Source organism: Candidatus Methylolitoribacter marinus, assembly GCF_051853155.1.
Classification (GTDB): domain Bacteria; phylum Pseudomonadota; class Gammaproteobacteria; order Burkholderiales; family Methylophilaceae; genus BACL14.
Genome location: NZ_CP124221.1, coordinates 793379 through 813485, shown reverse-complemented (window position 1 = coordinate 813485; position 20107 = coordinate 793379). Strand labels below are relative to the sequence as shown.

Genomic DNA, 20107 nt, shown 5'->3' with positions numbered 1-20107 from the left:
ATGTGTTTATAATGACTGCTTAATTTTAAAGCCAAATGAATACAAATACAAAAAATATACTGAATTACTCATCTTATGCTTATCAGATAATAAAATTCTATTGTTCTGAATTAAGAACTAAGAATATTCCATTAGTTATTTTTACTAAAGACAGTTATGTTGCTGCGCGGCTTCAGCAGGAGATGAACTGGTTAAATAAAGATCTTGAGGTCACTATGATCCCTGATTGGGAAACATTGCCTTACGATAGCGTTTCACCTCATCCTGACTTAATCTCGGATCGTTTAAAGTCTCTATTTTTAATCACCCAAAAAGCTTTCGATATTTTAATTATTCCAGCAACATCTGCATTAAATTACTTACCACCAAAGCAGTACATCATCCAGAATAGTTTTTTTTATAACAAAGGGCAACAAGTTGACCTAGAGGCTTTAAAAATAGTCTTGATAGAGAATGGATACATTAATGTTCAAAAGGTTTTTCATCCAGGGGAATTTGCAGTAAGGGGAGGGTTGATTGATTTATTTCCTATGGGATCAACAATTCCATACAGGATTGATTTTTTTGATACTGAAATAGAAAGTATAAAAACCTTTGATGTTGAAACACAAAAAAGTATTTATCCAACAAATAAAATAGAGATATTACCGGCACGAGAATGTCCACTTACTGAACTATCTATTGAGACCTTCAGAAAAAATTATCGCGAAAGATTTACTGGTGATCCAAGTAAGTCTCCAATTTATACAAACGTATCAAACAAGATCCCCTTTGCTGGCATGGAGTGGTACTTGCCATTTTTTTTTCAAGAGACCAATACAATTTTTGATTATCTTCCCGATGAAACATTAATCGATGTCCCTTTTAAATTATTATCTAGCATAGAACACTATTGGCTAGATGCTCAAACAAGATTCAAAATGTATGCCTATGACATTGAGCGACCAATATTGAATCCAGAAGAGATCATGATGGATTCTATAAAATTTCATGAAGACTTAAAACGTTTTAAAAATCTTAATTTTGAGGTAAAAGACAATCCGCTGCCTAAAATTACTATCGATTATAAGGACGGTTATAAAAATATAGCGGATTACATTAACCAATGCCCCAAAAAAATCATCATTTCAGCAGAGAGTTTAGGTCGAAGAGAAACAATTCATAAGATGCTCACTGAGTGTGACCAAAATCTAAAGAGATCTGAAAGTATTAATTTATTAGATCCAGTAATTGAGCATCAGCTTATTCAATCTCCCTTGAAAGAAGGATTTTCTAATGATACTTTTGAAGTATTCACCGAGTATGATTTATTTCCTGATTTCATTCATCAAGAAAAATCAAAATATAAAAGCAAGGATTATAACGCCGAGGTTGTAATTAAAGACCTTTCGGAGATATCAGTTGGTGATCCTGTAGTTCATGAGAACCATGGAGTTGGAAGATATCAAGGTTTGGTCCAACTGGATATGCTTGGCTCAATAAATGAATTTTTATTGTTAACTTATGAAAAAGACGACAAGTTGTATGTCCCCGTTACCCAATTAAACTCTATTTCTAGATATACAGGTGGACCTATCGAGTCGGCACCGTTACATAAATTAGGATCAGGGCAATGGGAAAAAGAAAAAAGAAAAGCGTTAAAACAAGTTTATGACACAGCAGCAGAACTTTTAAATCTATATGCTTTAAGAGAAAAGAAGAAGGGATTGGTGTCAAAAATTGACTTGTTTGAATATCAGAAATTTGCGAATGAATTCCCCTTTGAGGAGACTCCAGATCAAATGCAGGCAATTGAGTCTGTAATCAAAGATATGGAATCTGCCAGACCAATGGATCGGCTTATCTGTGGCGATGTTGGTTTTGGTAAAACTGAGGTAGCAATGCGAGCAGCGTTTATCTCTATCATGAATAACCGTCAGGTAATAATATTAGTACCTACAACCTTGCTTGCCAGTCAACACTATAATAATTTCGTTGATCGATTTAGCTCATTCCCTGTGGAGATTGAGGAAATATCAAGGTTCAAAAGCAATAAGCAGCAAAATGATGTCCTAGAAAAACTAGCCAATGGAAAAGTAGATATTGTCATCGGCACTCACCGTTTATTGCAAAAAGATATAAAAATAGACAATATTGGCCTTATTATTGTCGATGAAGAGCATCGTTTTGGCGTTCGTCAAAAGGAAATGCTCAAGAAGTTTAAAACAAATACGGACTTCCTGGCTTTAACTGCTACACCCATACCACGAACTCTTTCAATGTCGTTAGAAGGGTTACGAGATTTTTCAATTATCTCTACACCTCCGCAAAAAAGATTGTCAATTAAGACCATGGTAAAGAATTTTTCAGACGGGATAATAAAGGAAGCCCTCACAAGGGAATTTAATCGCGGCGGGCAAGCTTACTTTTTACATAATGATGTTAGTTCTATCTATGCAATCAATGAAAAATTAACAAAAATTATGCCTGACGCAAAGGTAGCAATTGCTCATGGCCAGATGAAAGAAAAAGAGCTTGAACAAGTTATGAAAGATTTCCATCAACAAAGATTTAATTTGTTGCTTTGCACGACGATTATTGAAACGGGTATCGATATACCAACCTCAAATACTATTATTATTAATAATGCAGACCGCTTTGGGTTATCTCAATTACACCAATTAAGGGGTCGTGTTGGACGCTCCCATCATCAAGCGTTTGCATACTTATTAATTGACGAAAATCGAAGTCTTACAAGTAAAGCTAAAAAAAGATTGGAAGCTATTCAGTATCTTGAAGATTTAGGCTCTGGCTATTTCTTGGCGATGCATGATCTTGAGATTCGTGGTGCTGGAGAGATATTAGGAGACCAACAAAGTGGAGAAATCCATGAAATTGGATTTTCAATGTATTTAAAAATGCTGAACCGAGCTGTTGCACACCTAAAAAATAATGAGACTCTTGATTTTAATGCTGACTATAACGAAAACAATGAAATTAATATTCATGCCCCAGCGATACTGACAAATCAATATTGCGGTGACCCAAATGAACGGCTTGTGATCTATAAGAGATTATCATCATGTGAGTCATTAGATGATTTACAAATGATACAGGAGGAGCTTATTGATCGTTTTGGAGTTGCTCCTGAGCAGACTGAAAATTTATTCATAATTCATCACATCCGAATAATAACCAAAGATATAGACGTGACTAAAATTGATGCTGGAAAGAAAACTATTAGTTTGAATTTTAGGGAAAAGAATAACATTGATCCATTAAAGATCATTGATCTAGTTCAGTCGAATAAACACATTAAGCTTGATGGTCCGAATAGAATTACTTTAGCAGGTGATTTTGAGCGTCCACTAGACAAGTTGAATAAGATTAAATCCCTTGTAGTTGATCTTAAAGATTAAATCTCAATTAACTCACCTTGTTTCAAGAAATAAATGAATTGTCTTACCTTATGATCAGTGAAAAAGGATGCATATCGATCCAATTGATTCTTGTAATTGAGCGCTAATGTGTTCAGGTTATCTTTCTCTTTATGGTATTTATAGTCAATAATCCAACGTTCATTATTGTTGATAAACGTCCTATCCACGCGATAGTTAGTTTGATCTTTATTTGGAATTGAAACCTTGAGTTCACATTGATCGTTATCATATTTTTTTAATATTTTTCGTCCAGATTCAGTTTGATGGATATTGTTAATACAAATCATAGACTCATTAGCGATCTCTTTGAGATTAAGAGATTTGTCAATATTTAAAGTATTCAGCATTTTTTCTACAAATTGATCATGATGATTTATATCAAAATTTTTATGTACCAACTCGAGATATTTATGAACGATGATACCCACATAGATTTCTTCGGTCTCAATGTTGAGGTTCTCTTTCAATGAAATCGCGGAAAACTCTACAAGGCCTTTCTTCTTGTCATTGATATACTCTGTAAGAGGAATTTTAAACAATTTTGGTGAAAATTTTTCATATCTATTTGAAGGCTTCTCAACATCAGTGCTTTGAGGGTTTGTGGTGTAAAAGTCATCCCAAAGAAAATATAAGAAAGTATTTTTCTTAATGGTTTGATTGTTTGGATTTATTTCAGCTACAAGGTCTAGCTGATTGATAGCCCGGGTAACAGCAACATAAAGCAATCTTTTTAATTCATTATATTCTTTAATTTTATTTTTTTGTTCATGGTAACCGTGTAGTGAGTAGATTTCATCATTATTGATTTTGATTGATGAGATACTTTTATTAGCACCATCTATGTGATCAAAATTAATCAATAAAGGAATATTTGGTCGGGTAGATTTATCTATCCCTGGAATAATGACATGATCAAATTCTAACCCCTTTGATTTGTGGATAGTTAAAAACGAAACAGCCTTTTTATTACTATTTACATCGGATACCATAGTTTCAGTAACGGTATTAATTAAAATTTCTTTATCTATTTCATTCGAATCAAATTTTTGTAGGATTCGTAAATAGTAGTCTATGTATTCGATGTCCTCTTTTATGTATAAAGATTTAATTCCTGCTAAGTCTATCCACAATGATCTAATAATTTCACTCCACTTAGCCATGTGCATTGACGAATAATGAATTTTAATTAGCTTAATTAAATTCTTAATTCTCTTTTGACTCTCAATATTTAATTCTTTAACTTTTTCAGAATTAATCAGTTTCCATATATTGTCATCTTTATTAGCAAATAAGATATTGAGATCTTTGATTGTTAGCCCACATAAGGGTGACTGGATTGTTGCTATCCAATGAGTTCGGTCGCTAAAATCAAGTATAGCTAATGTTAATGCAAGAATATCTTGTACACATTGGTGGTTAATTAATGATTCAAGTTCGATCGCATTAATTGGAATCTGTTTTGCATAATTTTTTTTTATATATGAAACAATTGGCTTTAGATGATTCCGTGACCTTGCAATTACCGCTATAGACTCATGTTGACTTGCTAATATCTGTTGGCAGATTAATTCAGCTTCCAGGTCTGAAGGTTTTGAAGATGATTCAGAGGAGTATGATAAAAAATTTAATGAGCCACTATCATCTTCTATTCTAGGGTTGCATAATTGATACTGAATGCTACCGTTGTCAATATGTTGTTCTGTAAAAATTTTAGAAAAACGTGAGTTAAACCAATGAATTAAGCGACTTTTAGATCTATTATTTACTGAAAGAATAATATGATTTAACTTTACATTTCCAATTCCGTTCTTAATAGTATCTAAAAATATTCGAACGTCTGATTGTCTAAATCGATAAATCGACTGCATAGGATCCCCGACGCAAAAAAAAGTATTCTCTGGACCCCAGTCATGGGTAAGATATTTAAATAATTGTAATTGATTATTATTGGTATCCTGAAATTCATCAACTAGAATATGAGAATACTTAATGTTTAGGTAGTTATTTAAATCCGTAAATCCTGATTCATTTTTTAATGCCAGTAGAGCCTGTAAAGTAATTTCAGGAAAATCAATAATTTTATTTTGACTAAAGTGCAATTTAATTCTGGCATAGGCTTCTTTGAGAATTGGTACTAGCGTCTTCAAGATATCGTACTGATGCAAATTAGAAATATTTAGAAAATAGTACTCTTTCTCAAAGCATGCAAAATCTGGCCATTCCATGTCTTTACTAACATTACTAACAGAATTTTCATTAAAGAAGAATAAATCTTCTTCTTTAATATTTTTTCTAATACTTTTTTGTTTGGTGTATATCGAGTCAATACACTGAAGCAATTCCTTTTTCTTCGAATGTATTGAATCGTTAAGATTAAACACTTTTTGTAAGTGTGTTAAGCATTTTTCCTCTTCTTGCTTGATATATCTATCAAATTCATTATTACTTTCATAATCAAAGATATAGTGAATCCATTTATCTCTATTTGTTAGAAGTTCCAAGAGGTAATTTTCGAGTTGGGGAAATTCAATATTTAAAATAAAGAGAATCTTATGAATTGATTCTGAATTTTTTTCTGCATAAATAATTTCTTTTATGATCTCAGAATGAATGGATGCGGCATCTTCAATAATTACTGATTGGTAACCATACTGTGTCAGCAGTGGGATGGAATTGATAATTTGTTGATTAAGTGCATCAATGGTTAGGATATTAAAATCTGAGATGATTTCATCGACAGTTACTCCTCTTTTTTTTATTTCCTCATGCAAAAGATCAATTAATATTTTTGTCGTGTCATTTATAGGTACGGTTTTATTTTGTAGATAATTCGTTATCCGGTTTTTCATTTCAGCTGCAGCTTTATTTGTGAAAGTTACAGCCAATATCTCTCTTGGAGAATTGACCTGAGCAAGGAGCTTTATAAAGCGTTGAGTCAATAGTTCTGTTTTGCCAGATCCTGCTGGGGCTTGAACAATTATTGACTTTAATTCAAGACACTTAATCCTATTATGAATGTCACCGCTGCTCATTTGTTATAACTCGTATTGGTATTTTTTTTCTGGAAGGCGAAGAAGAATTTTGTTACCACAATAGGTTAGATCTTCCTCTTTATCAAATGAGTTAGGAAAATACCCTTGTTTGTATAGTTGCATCAAACTGTTAATCTCATCCAGCCATATTTTCTTAAGATCCATATAACTTTTATTAATGAACTGTTGAGGGATATCGTCAGCCATTTGTTGTTCTTTTTCCTTAAATATAAATCTCTTGATAGCAATTCTCTTTTGATTTATTTCATAAAGTAATAATGAGCTGACATCGCTGTCAGAAAATAAAAAATATAAGGGAATCTGAAAATTTTTAATGGGCACGTCTGTCCAGGACTTTGCCGTTGGTAATTTACCTGTTTTATAGTCAATGATATGAATTCCTTTATCGTCCTTATCAACCCTATCCTTAATAAGATCAAATACATATTCTCCATGAATAAATTGTTGTTTTAGCTCCAAACTTTGAATTGAAAAGGAGAATCTCTTCTTTTCTATTTTAAGCAACTCTTGAATTAATGCTGTACATTTTTCAATTTCAAATTTTTTTACTGAATCACCCATTATTGAAAATTCATACTTCGCCTCTAAGCACATTTCAATAATAGGTCTTATGAATTCACCTAAATTGTCAATTTTATTTAGGTTCTTAAAATTTTTAAGCTTTTTCCAGATGGTATGAAGTGCCTCGTGAATTAGAATACCTCTTAAGCGTGGACTATATTCTTCCGTCAGATGATTTGACTCGTCTTTGCATTGAAGAACATCTTCATAAAAAGCCCATCGGGGACAAATTTGTAGACGCTCTAGTAAGCCTCGAATATTTTTAATTTCTTTGGGTAATGTTTTACCTGTGTGGTCATTATCTAGTGATAGGGTCTTATTTTCATGAAGAAAATCATAATCTTTTGAATATTTTTTTTTGACAACCTCTTTAAATGAAACAGATGATGCAATGGTATTTTCTATATTATCTGTCAATAATGAATATGAAATCGATAAATTACCTTTTTCTGACAATTTATTTAATTGATTTTGTATAAATACTTTTCTTTTATTGAAATCATTTATTTTTTTGAGATGATAGAAGGGGAGTAAGGGATTTCTTAAACTGCTTTGATTTTTTCGATCGATAAAATTTATGAGGTATATAGTATCATAATGGGAGATAACTTCATCATCAAGAGAGTAGATATCAATTGTATTGCTTGATAAAAAAAAGTTTTTTTGTGTCTGGTTTAGGATAATGTTGAGGTATTTTTTAAACTCTAAATAATTAATAATTTTATGTTTTCTAACCGAGTTAAATTTATTAATTAGATTAATAAAACTACTTAAGTCCTCTACTAATGCATCATTTATTTTTAGCTCACTCCAAAATAAATTACTTTCTAATATTTTGGCAAGGTAAGTTCCCCAATCTGCTATAGCTAAATTACTTTGTAATTTTACTATTTCTTCAAAACAAGATTTATTTAATGGAGTAGATTCAATAATTTCATTAAATTTTTTTAGGTTAATTTTTTTGACTCCATGCCTTTTAAGCATTTTGATCTTTTGATCCAGATCACTGACCATAAAGAGATCAATTTGAAAGCAGGTGACTACAAAGTGGCGTATCTTTTCGACTGAAACATAATAGCCGAAGTACAAATCAAAAAAAGTAAAAATACTACGAATGATTGGAGATTTTGATAAAGCTGTTTGATTCGGAACATTTAACCTAATTGGCTCTTGTCCGTTTGCTTCTTTGTTGTATGTTTGCAGGCTTGTCAGCGTTGGATAAAAGGTTGTTACAATCTTATTGACATCTTCAGAAATAATTGCAATTTTTTCCCCTTGCAGATGTTTGCGAATAATTTCATCACTTATGCAGTTAAATTCTTGGAGCTCATTATCAAATTGCTGAATGATATAGTCGTCATTGCCTTTTTTTAAAGAATTACTCTTTAATGTTTTAAACTTAACCTGAATTAATTGATTCAGAGGTGTGTAGAGGTTAAAACCAATTAATTGGACCTTATTATCAAATTCGATATTTTTAATAAAGAAATTAATTGCTTGGTGATATGTAAATAGATTATTTTCATTTAAATATTTGTTATATCTATCCATTACCGACCATAGAAATTTATTTTCAACAGATAGATTAAATGACCCATCCTCAAAATCTATGTCGTACTCATGAATATTTTTTATGGCATTCTGGACAAAAAATACGAGTGAGTCGATATCGTGAAGAAATTGATTTCCATACCCCACAATTTCATCAGAAATAATCTCTTCTAGAATGATATATTCTTCTAATTTATTAATTATCTTTTTACTAACTTTATTGGAAGAAAGATAATAATTACTTAATTCATTTGAAATAAATTCAAAAAGGGTGAAGGTGTTAAAGTGGGTGGATTTATTTAAATGGATGAATCTTTTAAAGTAAATGTCATTTTTACAAATTGTAATTATGTTATCTTTCACATTTGAATTTTATAGTAAAACAATATTATGAGCGAGCAATCATCTTATCTGACAAAAAATGGTTTTTTGCATTTGAGGGAAGAGTTAAATTATCTCTTAAAAGTCGATCGACCCAGGGTTGTGAAAGATGTGTCATGGGCAGCCAGCAATGGAGATCGATCTGAAAATGGCGATTACATTTATGGTAAGAAGAGGTTAAGACAAATTGATTCCCGAGTAAAATATTTACTTACCGCTATAGAAGACTCAAAGATTATTGATCCGCTTGAGCAAGAAAATAAGGACAAGATTTTTTTTGGAGCATCAGTTGAGTATGAAAATTTACACACGAGTCAGATTAACATGATTCAGATTGTTGGTGTTCCTGAAGTGGACCCTAAAGAAAATAAGATAAGTTGGTTATCTCCACTTTCTAAAGCTATTCTGGGCAAGCAAGTTGGAGACATTATTTCTTTTGAAAGCCCATCCGGACAAATAGAGATAGAAATTATCACTATTGTTTATCGATGACATTTTCAGTAGATATATTTTCAAGGTTTATTGATAACTATGGAGATATTTCAATTCCATTAAGGCTTGCTAAAGGTCTTTATATTGAACATGGCGTTTCTAGTAATGTATTTCTTACCATTAATAAGCTTTCACAACAAATATTAGAGAAAAATTTATTTAATGAGAATATTAATATCTTTGATATTGATAAGATGGATAACAACTTTATACCAAACACAAATGTTGTTACGATTTTCGATACACAGTTACCGGCATGTTATGAAGCTTTACTCTCGCATAAAAATTTATTAATCAATTATGAGTATTTTTCAGCTGAACAATGGGTTGATGGCTATCACCTCAAAGAGTCAATTAATAAAAAATATAAAAAAATATTTTATATTCCAGGTGTTAGCGAAAATTCAGGTGCTCCAGTATTTTCATTAAATGATATGGGCTTGATTTGTAATGAAAAGAGAAAAGATAGAATTCAAATCAACTTTTTTTGCTATTTTAATGAGAACATTGATGCTTCAATTAAAGTTCTAAAAACTAATTTTCCGCAAATTGATTGTTTACTGCATGATCGATTTGATAAAAACAAGAACAGAGCTAATAACTTATTGAGCTTTAATGATTTTGATATAGCTTTATCTTCTAGTTTAATAAACTTTGTACGTGGCGAGGACAGCTTGATCCGTTCTATTTTGGCTGGCTCGCCTTTTATTTGGCAACCTTACATTCAAGATAATAATCTTCATATAGAAAAATTAAATGCTTTTCTTGATCATTACTTTACTTCCTTGCCACCACAGTTAAGAGAAATTTTTCTATTGTGGAGTAATCAAGGTCTAAATTTAGAACACTGGCAATATTTATTAGGAAATATTGAAAATCTGAAATATTTTTATTTAAAAGCAAGGGATAAATTTATAAAAAGAGGAACTGGGATTGGTCAAATTTATTCATTATTTATTAAATAATTTAGTATAATCAACAAAATTTTTTTTCAAGGATAGGTATGAAAACAGCACAGGAAGTTAGACCAGGGAACGTTATTATGGTGGATGGAAATCCAATGGTTGCATTGAAATGTGAATACAACAAATCTGGACGAAGTGCAGCGGTAGTAAAAATGAAATTAAAGAACTTACTCAACGAATCTGCTAACGAATCAGTTTTTAATGCATCCGATAAATTTGATGTCGTTATTTTAGAGAAGAAGGAAGTTACCTATTCTTACTTTGCTGATCCAGCTTATGTATTTATGGATGAAGAATACAATCAGTATGAAGTAGGTCCAGACAGCATGGAAGATGCTTTAAAATTTTTAGAGGATGGTATGTCATGTGAGGTTGTTTTCTATGAAGGAAAAGCAATTTCAGTCGAGTTACCAAATGCAGTTACTCGAGAAATCACTTATACTGAACCTGCTGTCAAGGGAGACACATCTTCCGGTAAGGTCATGAAAACAGCTGCTATCAATACTGGCTTTGAACTGATGGTACCTTTATTTTGCGATACTGGCGATATGATAGAGATTGATACTAGAACACTTGAATATAAAAACAGGGTTAATAAATAAATTAACCCTGAGTATCAGAGCCACCAACAAGTATCTCATCAATCTTTAAAGTTGGTTGGCCAACCCCAACAGGAACACTTTGACCATCTTTTCCGCATGTTCCAACGCCCGTATCTAATGAAGAGTCATTTCCAACCATTGAGACTTTTTTAAGGATATCTGGACCATTCCCAACAATGGAAGCGCCCTTGATTGGTCGGGTAATTTTTCCATCTTCAATTAACCATGCAAGAGAGGAGGAGAAGACAAATTTACCACTGGTGATATCAACCTGACCACCGCCAAAATTAGGAGCATAGATTCCTTTTTTTACTGATTTAATTATTTCATCTGGGTTATGTTTTCCATTCGTCATAATGGTATTAGTCATTCTGGGCATTGGAATATGAGCATAAGACTCTCTTCGACCATTTCCAGTAATTTGCATATTCATTAGTTTTGCATTTAAAGTATCTTGCAGGTAATTTTTTAGAATACCATTTTCAATTAAAACAGTCCGCTGTGTAGGGTTGCCTTCATCATCAATATTTAATGAGCCGCGTCTGTCTTGAATTGTTCCATCATCAACAATAGTGATGTCACTATGAGCCACCTGTTTTCCCATCAGTTTAGAAAAAGCTGAGGTCCCTTTCCGATTGAAGTCTCCCTCTAAGCCATGTCCAATAGCCTCATGAAGTAAAATACCTGGCCAACCTGGACCTAGAACTACAGGCATCATTCCCGCAGGAGACGGTATAGCTTCAAGGTTGGTTGCGGCTTGATGGTATGCTTCATCAATATATAGGTTAAGAACATCATCAGTAAAATAATCAATACTAAATCTTCCGCCACCTCCAGCTGTTCCAACCTCCCTTCTGTTTTTGTCTTCAATAATGATGCTTAGTGATAATCGAACAAGAGGGCGAATATCAGTTTTCATATCGGAGAATTTATTTACAATTAAAATTGCATCATATTCAGCCGCAAGTGAAGCACTAACTTTGATAATTCTTTTATCTCGAGAAAAAGCTAAGCTTTCCAGTTTTTTTAAAATTTCAATTTTTTTCTCGCCTGTATTGATTATTGGATCAATACTTTGGTAAAGTTGTCGCGGCTTGTTTGAGCTAACTTGTGGAACGGTCTTATTCTGACCCTGAGATCTAAGTGCATTTATGATTTCACAGGATTGGGTTAGCGTTTGAAAATTAACTTCGTCAGTATATGCATAGGCGGTTTTATCACCGGAGACAGCCCTAACGCCACAACCATTATCAATATTAAATGAAGCATTTTTTACTGCGCCATCCTCAATAGCAAAGAACTCATTTTTAGAGTATTGAAAATACAAGTCGCTGTAATCGATATTTTTATGATTCAAATTATTAATCACTTTTTGTATTTTTTGGTTATCAAGTTCTGCTGGGTTTAATATCAGATTATCTATTTCGTTATTCATTTTTATTTTTAAATATATTTAGTTTTTGTAAAATACTTTCAGAAGGTTGGATAACCTCTTCATCCACCAGTTCAGATAATTCTTCTGATTTTGGCTTATCTATCTCAATTGGATCATCCCATGTTCCTATGATTTGATATTCATCGGTCATTACTTTATTTAATGGATCTTTAAGTATCTTTTGCGCAATAAATGCAGCAGCACCTACAAGAGGGCCTCCAGCTAGTGCAGCAAGAGACAGTGAATCACTCACAAATGGCTTAACAGTAACATGAAGATTTTGTGTTTCTTCGATAAGATCAACTTCACCATCCATTAATACTTCCGCAGCCGGACCGATCATTTTAAAATTATTTGAGCTCAGTACACCAGAATTAATTCGGACCCCAGCATTTATTGAGTCAAATATAAAGCCCTTAGAAAATAAGTCACTAAAGTCTAAGCTTAATCTTTTGGGTAAATTTTGTAATGTCAGCAATCCGAATAATCTACCAATACCAGGTTCAGCCTCGAGTATTTCTCCTTTTTGGATATCCATAGAAAAATTGCCACTGATTAGATCTGAAGAAAAATCAAAGGGGCTTCCTTCCCAATTAGCAATCCCATTAAATCTCGCATTTCCTTTTTTGACCAGATTGGGATACCCAAGTTGTTCTAAAGTTTTTTCTAAGTCATCCACCTTCCATTTGAAGTCCATTTTGGTCTGTGTACCAATTTCTTTTGCTTGCCATTCTCCGTCTGCTTTAAATTCATGATGAGGGTTGGTGACAGTGAAATTTTCTATTTTCCAAATTTGATTATTTATATTTGATGCCTGGATATCGAATTTGCCCATACTTTTTTCATTGAGGATCACTTCATCAATCATCAAATCAATGGATAGTGGTTGTGTTGTGTTTGGTAAATTATCTTCATCATTTAATTTACCTATTTGTTTATCTTTTGAAATGATAAATTTATTAAATCTTCCTGTAAGCTTTCTTTCGTTGTTATTCCATAATGCATTACCTTTAATTTCGTTTGAATATAAGGATACTTTCAGACTGTTATTGGATGGAAAGACAACTGTTTCTAATCGATGAAGATTGAAACCGTTTACAGCTAATTTTTCAAAATTTATTTTTGATTTGCCAAACTTAAATTTTTGTTGCTTATTGTCTGATTTTAAGTTGATTAGTGATGAAAAATCATCAAGATCAACATCTTTGAAGTTTGCAAAAAATGACAACCCATTCCTGTCTTGGAACTCTTCATTGGATAGGATATTAATCTGACCAGACCAACCATTATTGCTCATGTAAACTTTTCCGTTGACATCATTGTCCAGCCTAATAATATAATTTGTAGATTTGTTCTTGGTTGGCTTTTTAACAATAGATAATACTTTTACCTCGTCCTGTTTTTTATTTAATGGCTGAGGTCCATTAATCTCTATTCCTTTTAAATCAGTCTCTAAAGACAAAGAATTAGATTCTTCTGTAATATTCGATTTTAAAATCCACTCTGCAGACCCTTGGACCTTATTCATCCAACCTGATCCTAGGTTATCAATAAAAAATTTTTCATTAATTGTTCCGGTGGCATTAATTTTAGTTAAATTGCTTTCACCAAGAACACTGACATTTATCGGCATTTCAAAAACTGATCCAGATGCATTTTTAAGTTCATAAAAATTAGGTTTAATGAAAAGGATGCCATTTAATTTTTTTATTTGTGGAAGACCTATTCTTGGATTTTGAATGTTTATATCATTCAGTTTATATTTTGCATCAAAGTCAATTTTATCTAGATTCATAATTGGGAGATTAATTTTAAGATCAAGTGAAGCATCTCCTGTCGTAATCAGCTGATTTGTAAATTCTTTTGTATCTTCGTATAAAGGGGAGTTATTAATAGCCTGAATTAAATTATTGGTCCCACCGCTGGTAATCCAATGTGCATTGATCATTAAATCTGTTTCAGATAAGTCTGATATGACCTCTAATGTTGAAATATTTTGATCAGCCACAGTTCCATCTTTTGCCAATAATGTAAGAATATTAGAATCAAGGTTAAATAATATATTCGCCTTCTCAATCTCAGGATAACCTGTCGCATACTCAATGTTTGCATTATTGTAACTGCCAGAGATTTGAAGAATTGATTGTGTATTTTTGTCAAACAACTTATCAAGCTGACCCTTGATAGTTATCTTTGAATTTTCAATACTTCCTGCAAGCAGAGATGTATCAAGCCAATTAAGCAAATCTGGATCTGTATTTTTTGGATAATATTTTTTTATTTTAGAAATATCTGGTATGGATACATTGATAGTTAGATCTAGATTTGGTTTGTTTAAATTTTTTAGATTTACTGTTCCAGATGTTAATAAGTTTAAGTCATTATTGTTAAGTAACAAATTTGTAAATTTATAATTATCTCCATCAAGCTTAATTAAACCATTAAGGGAATCAAAGATTAAATTTGTTCTGAGTTTATCCTGTTGGTTGATGGTAATATTTTTACTTGCAATGTCGATAAAACCTCTATTATTTTTTATATCAAAGCTAGCCGAGAGATTGTTAAAACCTGGAAATTCATTGTGTGAGCTAATACCAAAATTAATCAAAGATCCAGTGGCTATTAATTCTTTATTTTTTCCCCATGATAACTGCAGATTCTGAATATCACCAGTAGGGCTAAAGTCATCAAGATAAGATTTTAAACCCTCAAAAAATGGAGTCTGATTGATAATTATTTCAGCTGCATCAATATTCAGTTTATTTAATTTTAATTTAAATGATTGCGCTAAATTATCTTTGACTTTGATTTCAAATGCACTGTTTTTGATATCAATATTGTTTGTTTTAAGGTTTAAATTTGTTGACGCTATCTTTTTTTCATTATTACTGTTGTCAAATATTGCATTACCTGATAACTCAGAAATATTGATGTACTTATCTTGATTATTATTAAAGTTACCGATGTAATTCTCTATATTGAAAGATGTTTTTAATTCTTGAATTTCATTCTTAACAAATGCAAGATTAAGTTTTAGGTCACCATAACCTTGCTTAACATCAAAGGGGTAATCGATCCAGGGTTTAAATGATGGTAAAAAAGCTTGAGATATATTCACTTTCATCTTTGTTTTAATTTGATCTATGCGATCAATTGAATCTAAATCAAAGAATCCGTTTACATAAATTCTATCTTTTGTTCCCTCTGATACTAGTGCGTTCAAATTAAATCTATGACGATCAAGGTAGGTAAGGTATGTGGGACTTGAGTAGGTAAAGTTTATACCACTAATAATTAAATCTCTTGCTGCTCTGTATTCATCTCTCCAAGTTATTTTTCCATTGATTATTCTAACTTCATGTTGATTAAGAAGCCAATCAGAAAGAGAAGATTCAGATGATTCAATGATTTCAATTCCTGCAATTTTTAATTTATTGTTAACAGTTCTCTCAACCAAGATATCAAGATCACCAATAATAATTTGATTTAAGATTGGCTCAAATTTGAGTATGCTGAGCCACGATATTTCAAAATCAATAGCATTCAATTGAATGGTTTTATTATTATCTTTATCTGTAATAGTGAAATTTCGCAACTGAAACCAAGGGTTCGTGATATTCCATACTATATTTAGTTTATCAATTGAAACCTCGCCGCCTGTTTCCTTGGCGATAAAGCTTTCAATATTTTGTTTGTAGTTCTCTACATTGGGTATTAGAAAAAAGTGATATGCAATAGTTACCGATAAAATGATAATCGATGCTAATGAACAAATGCCGTAATAAAAATATTTTATTTTCTTAGATTTTAAAACGGCATTAATTGTTTTTAGCATTAAAACATTTTAAACTTTTTGCTTCAGTTGATCCAGAATAGCAGGGTTTTCTAGAGTAGATATATCTGCTGTGATTTCCTCATCTTTTGCAATTGATCGAAGCAAACGTCTCATAATTTTTCCTGATCTGGTTTTAGGTAAATTATCACCGAATCTGATTTCATCAGGTTTAGCAATGGGTCCAATTTCATTTCCTACCCAGGCACGTAATTCATTGACTATTTCTGTCGCTTTTTCGGAATTTGGACGTTCTGATTTCAAAACAACAAAGGCTATGATGGATTCCCCTTTAACGTCATGAGGTCTTCCAACAACAGCTGCCTCGGCTACCAGCTCGTTAGCAACAAGTGCAGATTCAATCTCCATTGTTCCTAATCTATGCCCTGAGACATTTAGCACATCATCAATTCTACCCATGATAGTAAAATAACCGGATTTAGCATCTCTTACCGCACCGTCGCCCGCAAGGTATAAGTTTCCACCTAATTCATTTGGGAAGTAACTATTTTTAAATCTCTCAGGATCGCCCCATATAGTTCGGATCATAGATGGCCATGGTTTTTTAATAACTAACAGCCCGCCTTGGCCCCATTCTAGGTTTTGACCAGTCTCATCCACTACATCAATTGAAATTCCTGGAAAGGGGAGAGTGCAAGAACCAGGAACCAAGGGGGTACTGCCGGGAAGTGGTGTAATGACATGGCCGCCAGTTTCAGTTTGCCAAAAGGTATCAGCAATTGGACATTTTGAATTGCCCACGTTTTCGTAATACCACATCCAAGCTTCGGGGTTAATGGGTTCGCCAACCGTTCCTAAAATTCTTAATGAGCTTAGATCAAATGATTTTGGATGCACTGCTTCGTCACTTTCAGATGCTTTTATTAATGCCCTTATAGCAGTCGGTGCAGTATAAAAGATAGTCGCTTTATGTTTTTGTACGACCTCCCAAAAACGACCTGCATTAGGATAGGTAGGTACCCCTTCAAAAATAATTTGTGTTCCACCCAGTGCTAATGGACCATAAGCCACATAAGTATGACCGGTAATCCAACCCACATCTGCTGTACACCAAAAGATATCATCATCTTTTAAATCAAAAGTCCATTTGGTTGTGTTGATTGCATGAAGTAGATAGCCTCCAGATGAATGTTGAACCCCTTTTGGCTTGCCTGTTGATCCAGAGGTGTACAAAAGAAATAATGGATACTCCGAATTCACCCATACTGGCTCGCATTCCATTTTTTGATCTTTACATAATGCATGCCAATCAATTTCATTTTCTTTAAGTTTTGCTTCTTTTCCAGTTCGATTCAAAACAATAATTTTTTCAACCGAATCACAACCACCAAGAAGAATGGCATCATCAACAGCAGTTTTAAGAGGTAATTCTTTCCCCCCTCTGTTTTGATAGTCAGCTGTAATGATTAATTTTGCTCCTGCATCAATTACTCGTTCTTGAATACTTTTTGCAGAGAATCCACCAAATACAACGGAGTGAGTTAGACCAATTCGAGCACATGCTTGCATAGCCACAACAGCATCTATACCCATAGGGAGGTATATAATGACACGATCACCTAAATTTAAGTTAAGAGTTTTTAAGCCGTTTGCAAACTGACAAACTTTTTCATATAGCTCTTGGTAAGTGATTTTAGTTACTTGACCATTATCTGATTCAAAAATAATAGCCACTTTATCTTTCTTGTTCGGAAGATGTCGATCAATACAATTATAGGAAACATTTAATTCACCATCTTCAAACCACTTATAAAATGGCGCATTATCTTCATTAAGAATTTTGGTAAAAGGCTTTTTCCAATCTATTAAATCTCTTGCCAGGCCTGCCCAATAACCCTCATAGTCTGCCTCAGCCGTATCACATAGCAGTTGATATTCTTTTTGGTTTTTTATATATGCATTTTCACTTAATGTTTTTGGCGGGTTAAAGACCCTATTTTCATGCATCACTGATTCAATCGCCATTCAAACCTCCCTTTTTGAATTTCGTTAGATTAAGTGTGTTGATGTGAATTATAAAATCATATTGCTGTCATTGTTATAAACTATAATACAAGTGTTTTTTTGATTTCCCAAATTTTATTTTTTCTATGAGCTTAAGATTAAGATTAAATTTATTAATTGCACTAATCATGATCCTTTTTCTGATCGGGCTTTCAATTACGCTCATGAAATCCTCAAAAAAAGCGATTGAGGAGGGTGTTGAATCATCACACAGAGTTAGTCTGCAATTATTGGATACATTTATAACTAGCTCTGTACAAAATCCAGAGTGGGGTTATACACATCAAGTGATACAACCATTTCTAGTTGAACTAGGACATGTTCGGAGTAATATCATTTCGCTTTATGATTTAAATAACCACTTATTGTATGAATCCCCAACATCAACCTATCGTCAAGAGATAACCCCCCCGGCATGGTTTAAAAATTACATGGCACCGCCGCAAGAAATAAATGCAAAAATTATTAAATATGGAAGGTTAATTGTTCAGTCAGCTCCTGATGGCGCAATCAGAGAAGCTTGGTACCATACAAGAAGTTTTATATATATTTCATTAATTGTTTTTCTGTTAATTAATATTTTTATTTATATGTTGTTAGGAAGGTGGCTATCTTCAATCAACCCATTGTTAAAAGGAATAGAGGATTTTGGACGAGGTAATTTAAAAACAAGGTTACCAAAATTTGATGTTCCAGATTTTCAAAGAATCGCAACAAACTTTAATAAAATGGGACAATCTTTGGAAAAATTTTTAAATGAAAATAAAAAATTAGCTCTGATATCTCAGCAAACAGCCGATGCCATAATGATTTTAGATTCAGATCGAAAAATTAATTTTTGGAATCATTCTGCTGAAAACATGTTTGGTTTTCGAAAAAAGGAAGTGCTGGGTAAATCTGTTGAATTGATTGTTCCAAAAAATAAATTGGGTGAACTTAAATCAAATTTATCCTATACACACAAGAATAAAAAAATTCAAAATCTTGAAACAAGACGTCTTACTAAATCTAAAAAAATGATAGATGTCTCTATTTCAATATCTCCACTATTTGATCCAGATAAAAAAGAGGTGATCGGTGATATTGTGAGCATGAGAGACATATCTGAAAAATTAACAGCAGAAAAGTCAAAAAAAGCTTTAGACCAAAATAGAAAATTGACTGGAATTATTCGAGAAAGAATAGAGGATGAAAGAAGAAGTTTGGCACGAGAGCTGCATGATGAACTTGGTCAGTATGTTTCTGCTATAAAAATTTTCACGCAAAATATTAAAAATCAAGCCAAGGGGAATGAGTTGATTGCAACGAGTGCTGAGTCTGTAACGTCCGCTGCCAATCAAATATATGATGGTATGCATAACATCATTCGTAAATTAAGACCTGGGTCACTAGATAATCTTGGATTAGTGGAAACAATTAATGATTTAGTTGGTGTATGGCAAAAACAATATCCTGCGATAAAAGTAATTTTTAAGCATAATAGAGTTGAAAATTTATCTGAGGAGATAAGTATCAATATTTATAGAATCATACAAGAGGGAATGAATAATAGCTTAAAACATGCAGATGCTTCTGAAGTAAAAATTGATTTAATGGCTAATAAAAGGTTTTTAAAGGTTACTTTTAGCGATAATGGCAAGGGGTTTGATACAAATATTTTGAAAGCCTCTAAGCAATTTGGAATTGTCGGTATGAGAGAAAGAATTCAAGGTCTTGGAGGAAAATTTGAGTTACAATCAGACCAGAACGGAACAATAATCACTGGATTAATTCCAGTAAAGAAAAGATAGG

General features: G+C 32.5%; 10 protein-coding genes. 5 read left to right on the top strand and 5 right to left on the bottom strand.

Annotated elements, in window-relative coordinates; genetic code table 11:
* Positions 1-35: 35 nt before the first annotated feature.
* On the top strand, positions 36-3398 hold the full coding sequence (gene mfd, locus QFA95_RS04300) for a transcription-repair coupling factor (RefSeq protein ID WP_486462307.1): 3363 nt from the start codon (positions 36-38) through the stop codon (positions 3396-3398).
* On the opposite strand, the gene QFA95_RS04295 is transcribed toward mfd, so the two are convergent.
* Together QFA95_RS04295 and QFA95_RS04290 are read right to left on the bottom strand one after the other, a co-directional pair.
* Positions 3395-6451: a UvrD-helicase domain-containing protein gene (locus QFA95_RS04295; RefSeq protein WP_486462306.1), complete on the bottom strand. Its 3057-nt coding sequence runs from the start codon at positions 6449-6451 to the stop codon at positions 3395-3397. The genes mfd and QFA95_RS04295 overlap by 4 nt on opposite strands.
* Positions 6452-6454: 3 nt before the next feature.
* Entirely contained in the window at positions 6455-8947 is a 2493-nt protein-coding gene (locus QFA95_RS04290; RefSeq protein ID WP_486462305.1) for a PD-(D/E)XK nuclease family protein, read from the bottom strand.
* Between the two features lie 27 nt (positions 8948-8974).
* On the opposite strand from QFA95_RS04290, the gene greB reads away from it, so the two are divergent.
* From greB to efp, 3 genes are read left to right on the top strand one after another with little or no spacing between them, the layout of a single operon-like run.
* The gene (greB, locus tag QFA95_RS04285; RefSeq protein WP_486462304.1) at positions 8975-9457 is read left to right on the top strand and encodes a transcription elongation factor GreB; all 483 of its coding nucleotides are present in this window, start codon (positions 8975-8977) and stop codon (positions 9455-9457) included.
* The gene (earP, locus tag QFA95_RS04280) at positions 9454-10422 is read left to right on the top strand and encodes an elongation factor P maturation arginine rhamnosyltransferase EarP (RefSeq protein WP_486462303.1); all 969 of its coding nucleotides are present in this window, start codon (positions 9454-9456) and stop codon (positions 10420-10422) included. The genes greB and earP overlap by 4 nt, the downstream gene beginning before the upstream one ends.
* A gap of 38 nt (positions 10423-10460) precedes the next feature.
* Positions 10461-11024 (top strand): elongation factor P, encoded by a 564-nt coding sequence (gene efp, locus QFA95_RS04275; protein ID WP_486462302.1) that lies wholly within the window; start codon positions 10461-10463, stop codon positions 11022-11024.
* 1 nt (position 11025) lies between these two features.
* On the opposite strand, the gene tldD is transcribed toward efp, so the two are convergent.
* The 3 genes from tldD to acs are packed head-to-tail and all read right to left on the bottom strand — an operon-like array spanning position 11026 to position 18277.
* The gene (gene tldD / locus QFA95_RS04270) at positions 11026-12459 is read right to left on the bottom strand and encodes a metalloprotease TldD (protein ID WP_486462301.1); all 1434 of its coding nucleotides are present in this window, start codon (positions 12457-12459) and stop codon (positions 11026-11028) included.
* Positions 12452-16294: a YhdP family protein gene (locus QFA95_RS04265; protein WP_486462300.1), complete on the bottom strand. Its 3843-nt coding sequence runs from the start codon at positions 16292-16294 to the stop codon at positions 12452-12454. Before QFA95_RS04265 ends, tldD begins: the two co-directional genes overlap by 8 nt.
* 9 nt (positions 16295-16303) lie before the next feature.
* Positions 16304-18277 carry an acetate--CoA ligase gene (acs, locus tag QFA95_RS04260; protein ID WP_486462299.1) on the bottom strand — a complete coding sequence of 658 codons (1974 nt, stop codon included), beginning with the start codon at positions 18275-18277 and terminating at the stop codon, positions 16304-16306.
* Positions 18278-18402: 125 nt separating this feature from the next.
* Here acs and QFA95_RS04255 point away from each other — a divergent pair, with 125 nt between their 5' ends.
* Positions 18403-20106: a PAS domain S-box protein gene (locus QFA95_RS04255; RefSeq protein ID WP_486462298.1), complete on the top strand. Its 1704-nt coding sequence runs from the start codon at positions 18403-18405 to the stop codon at positions 20104-20106.
* The last annotated feature ends 1 nt before the right edge of the window (position 20107 follow it).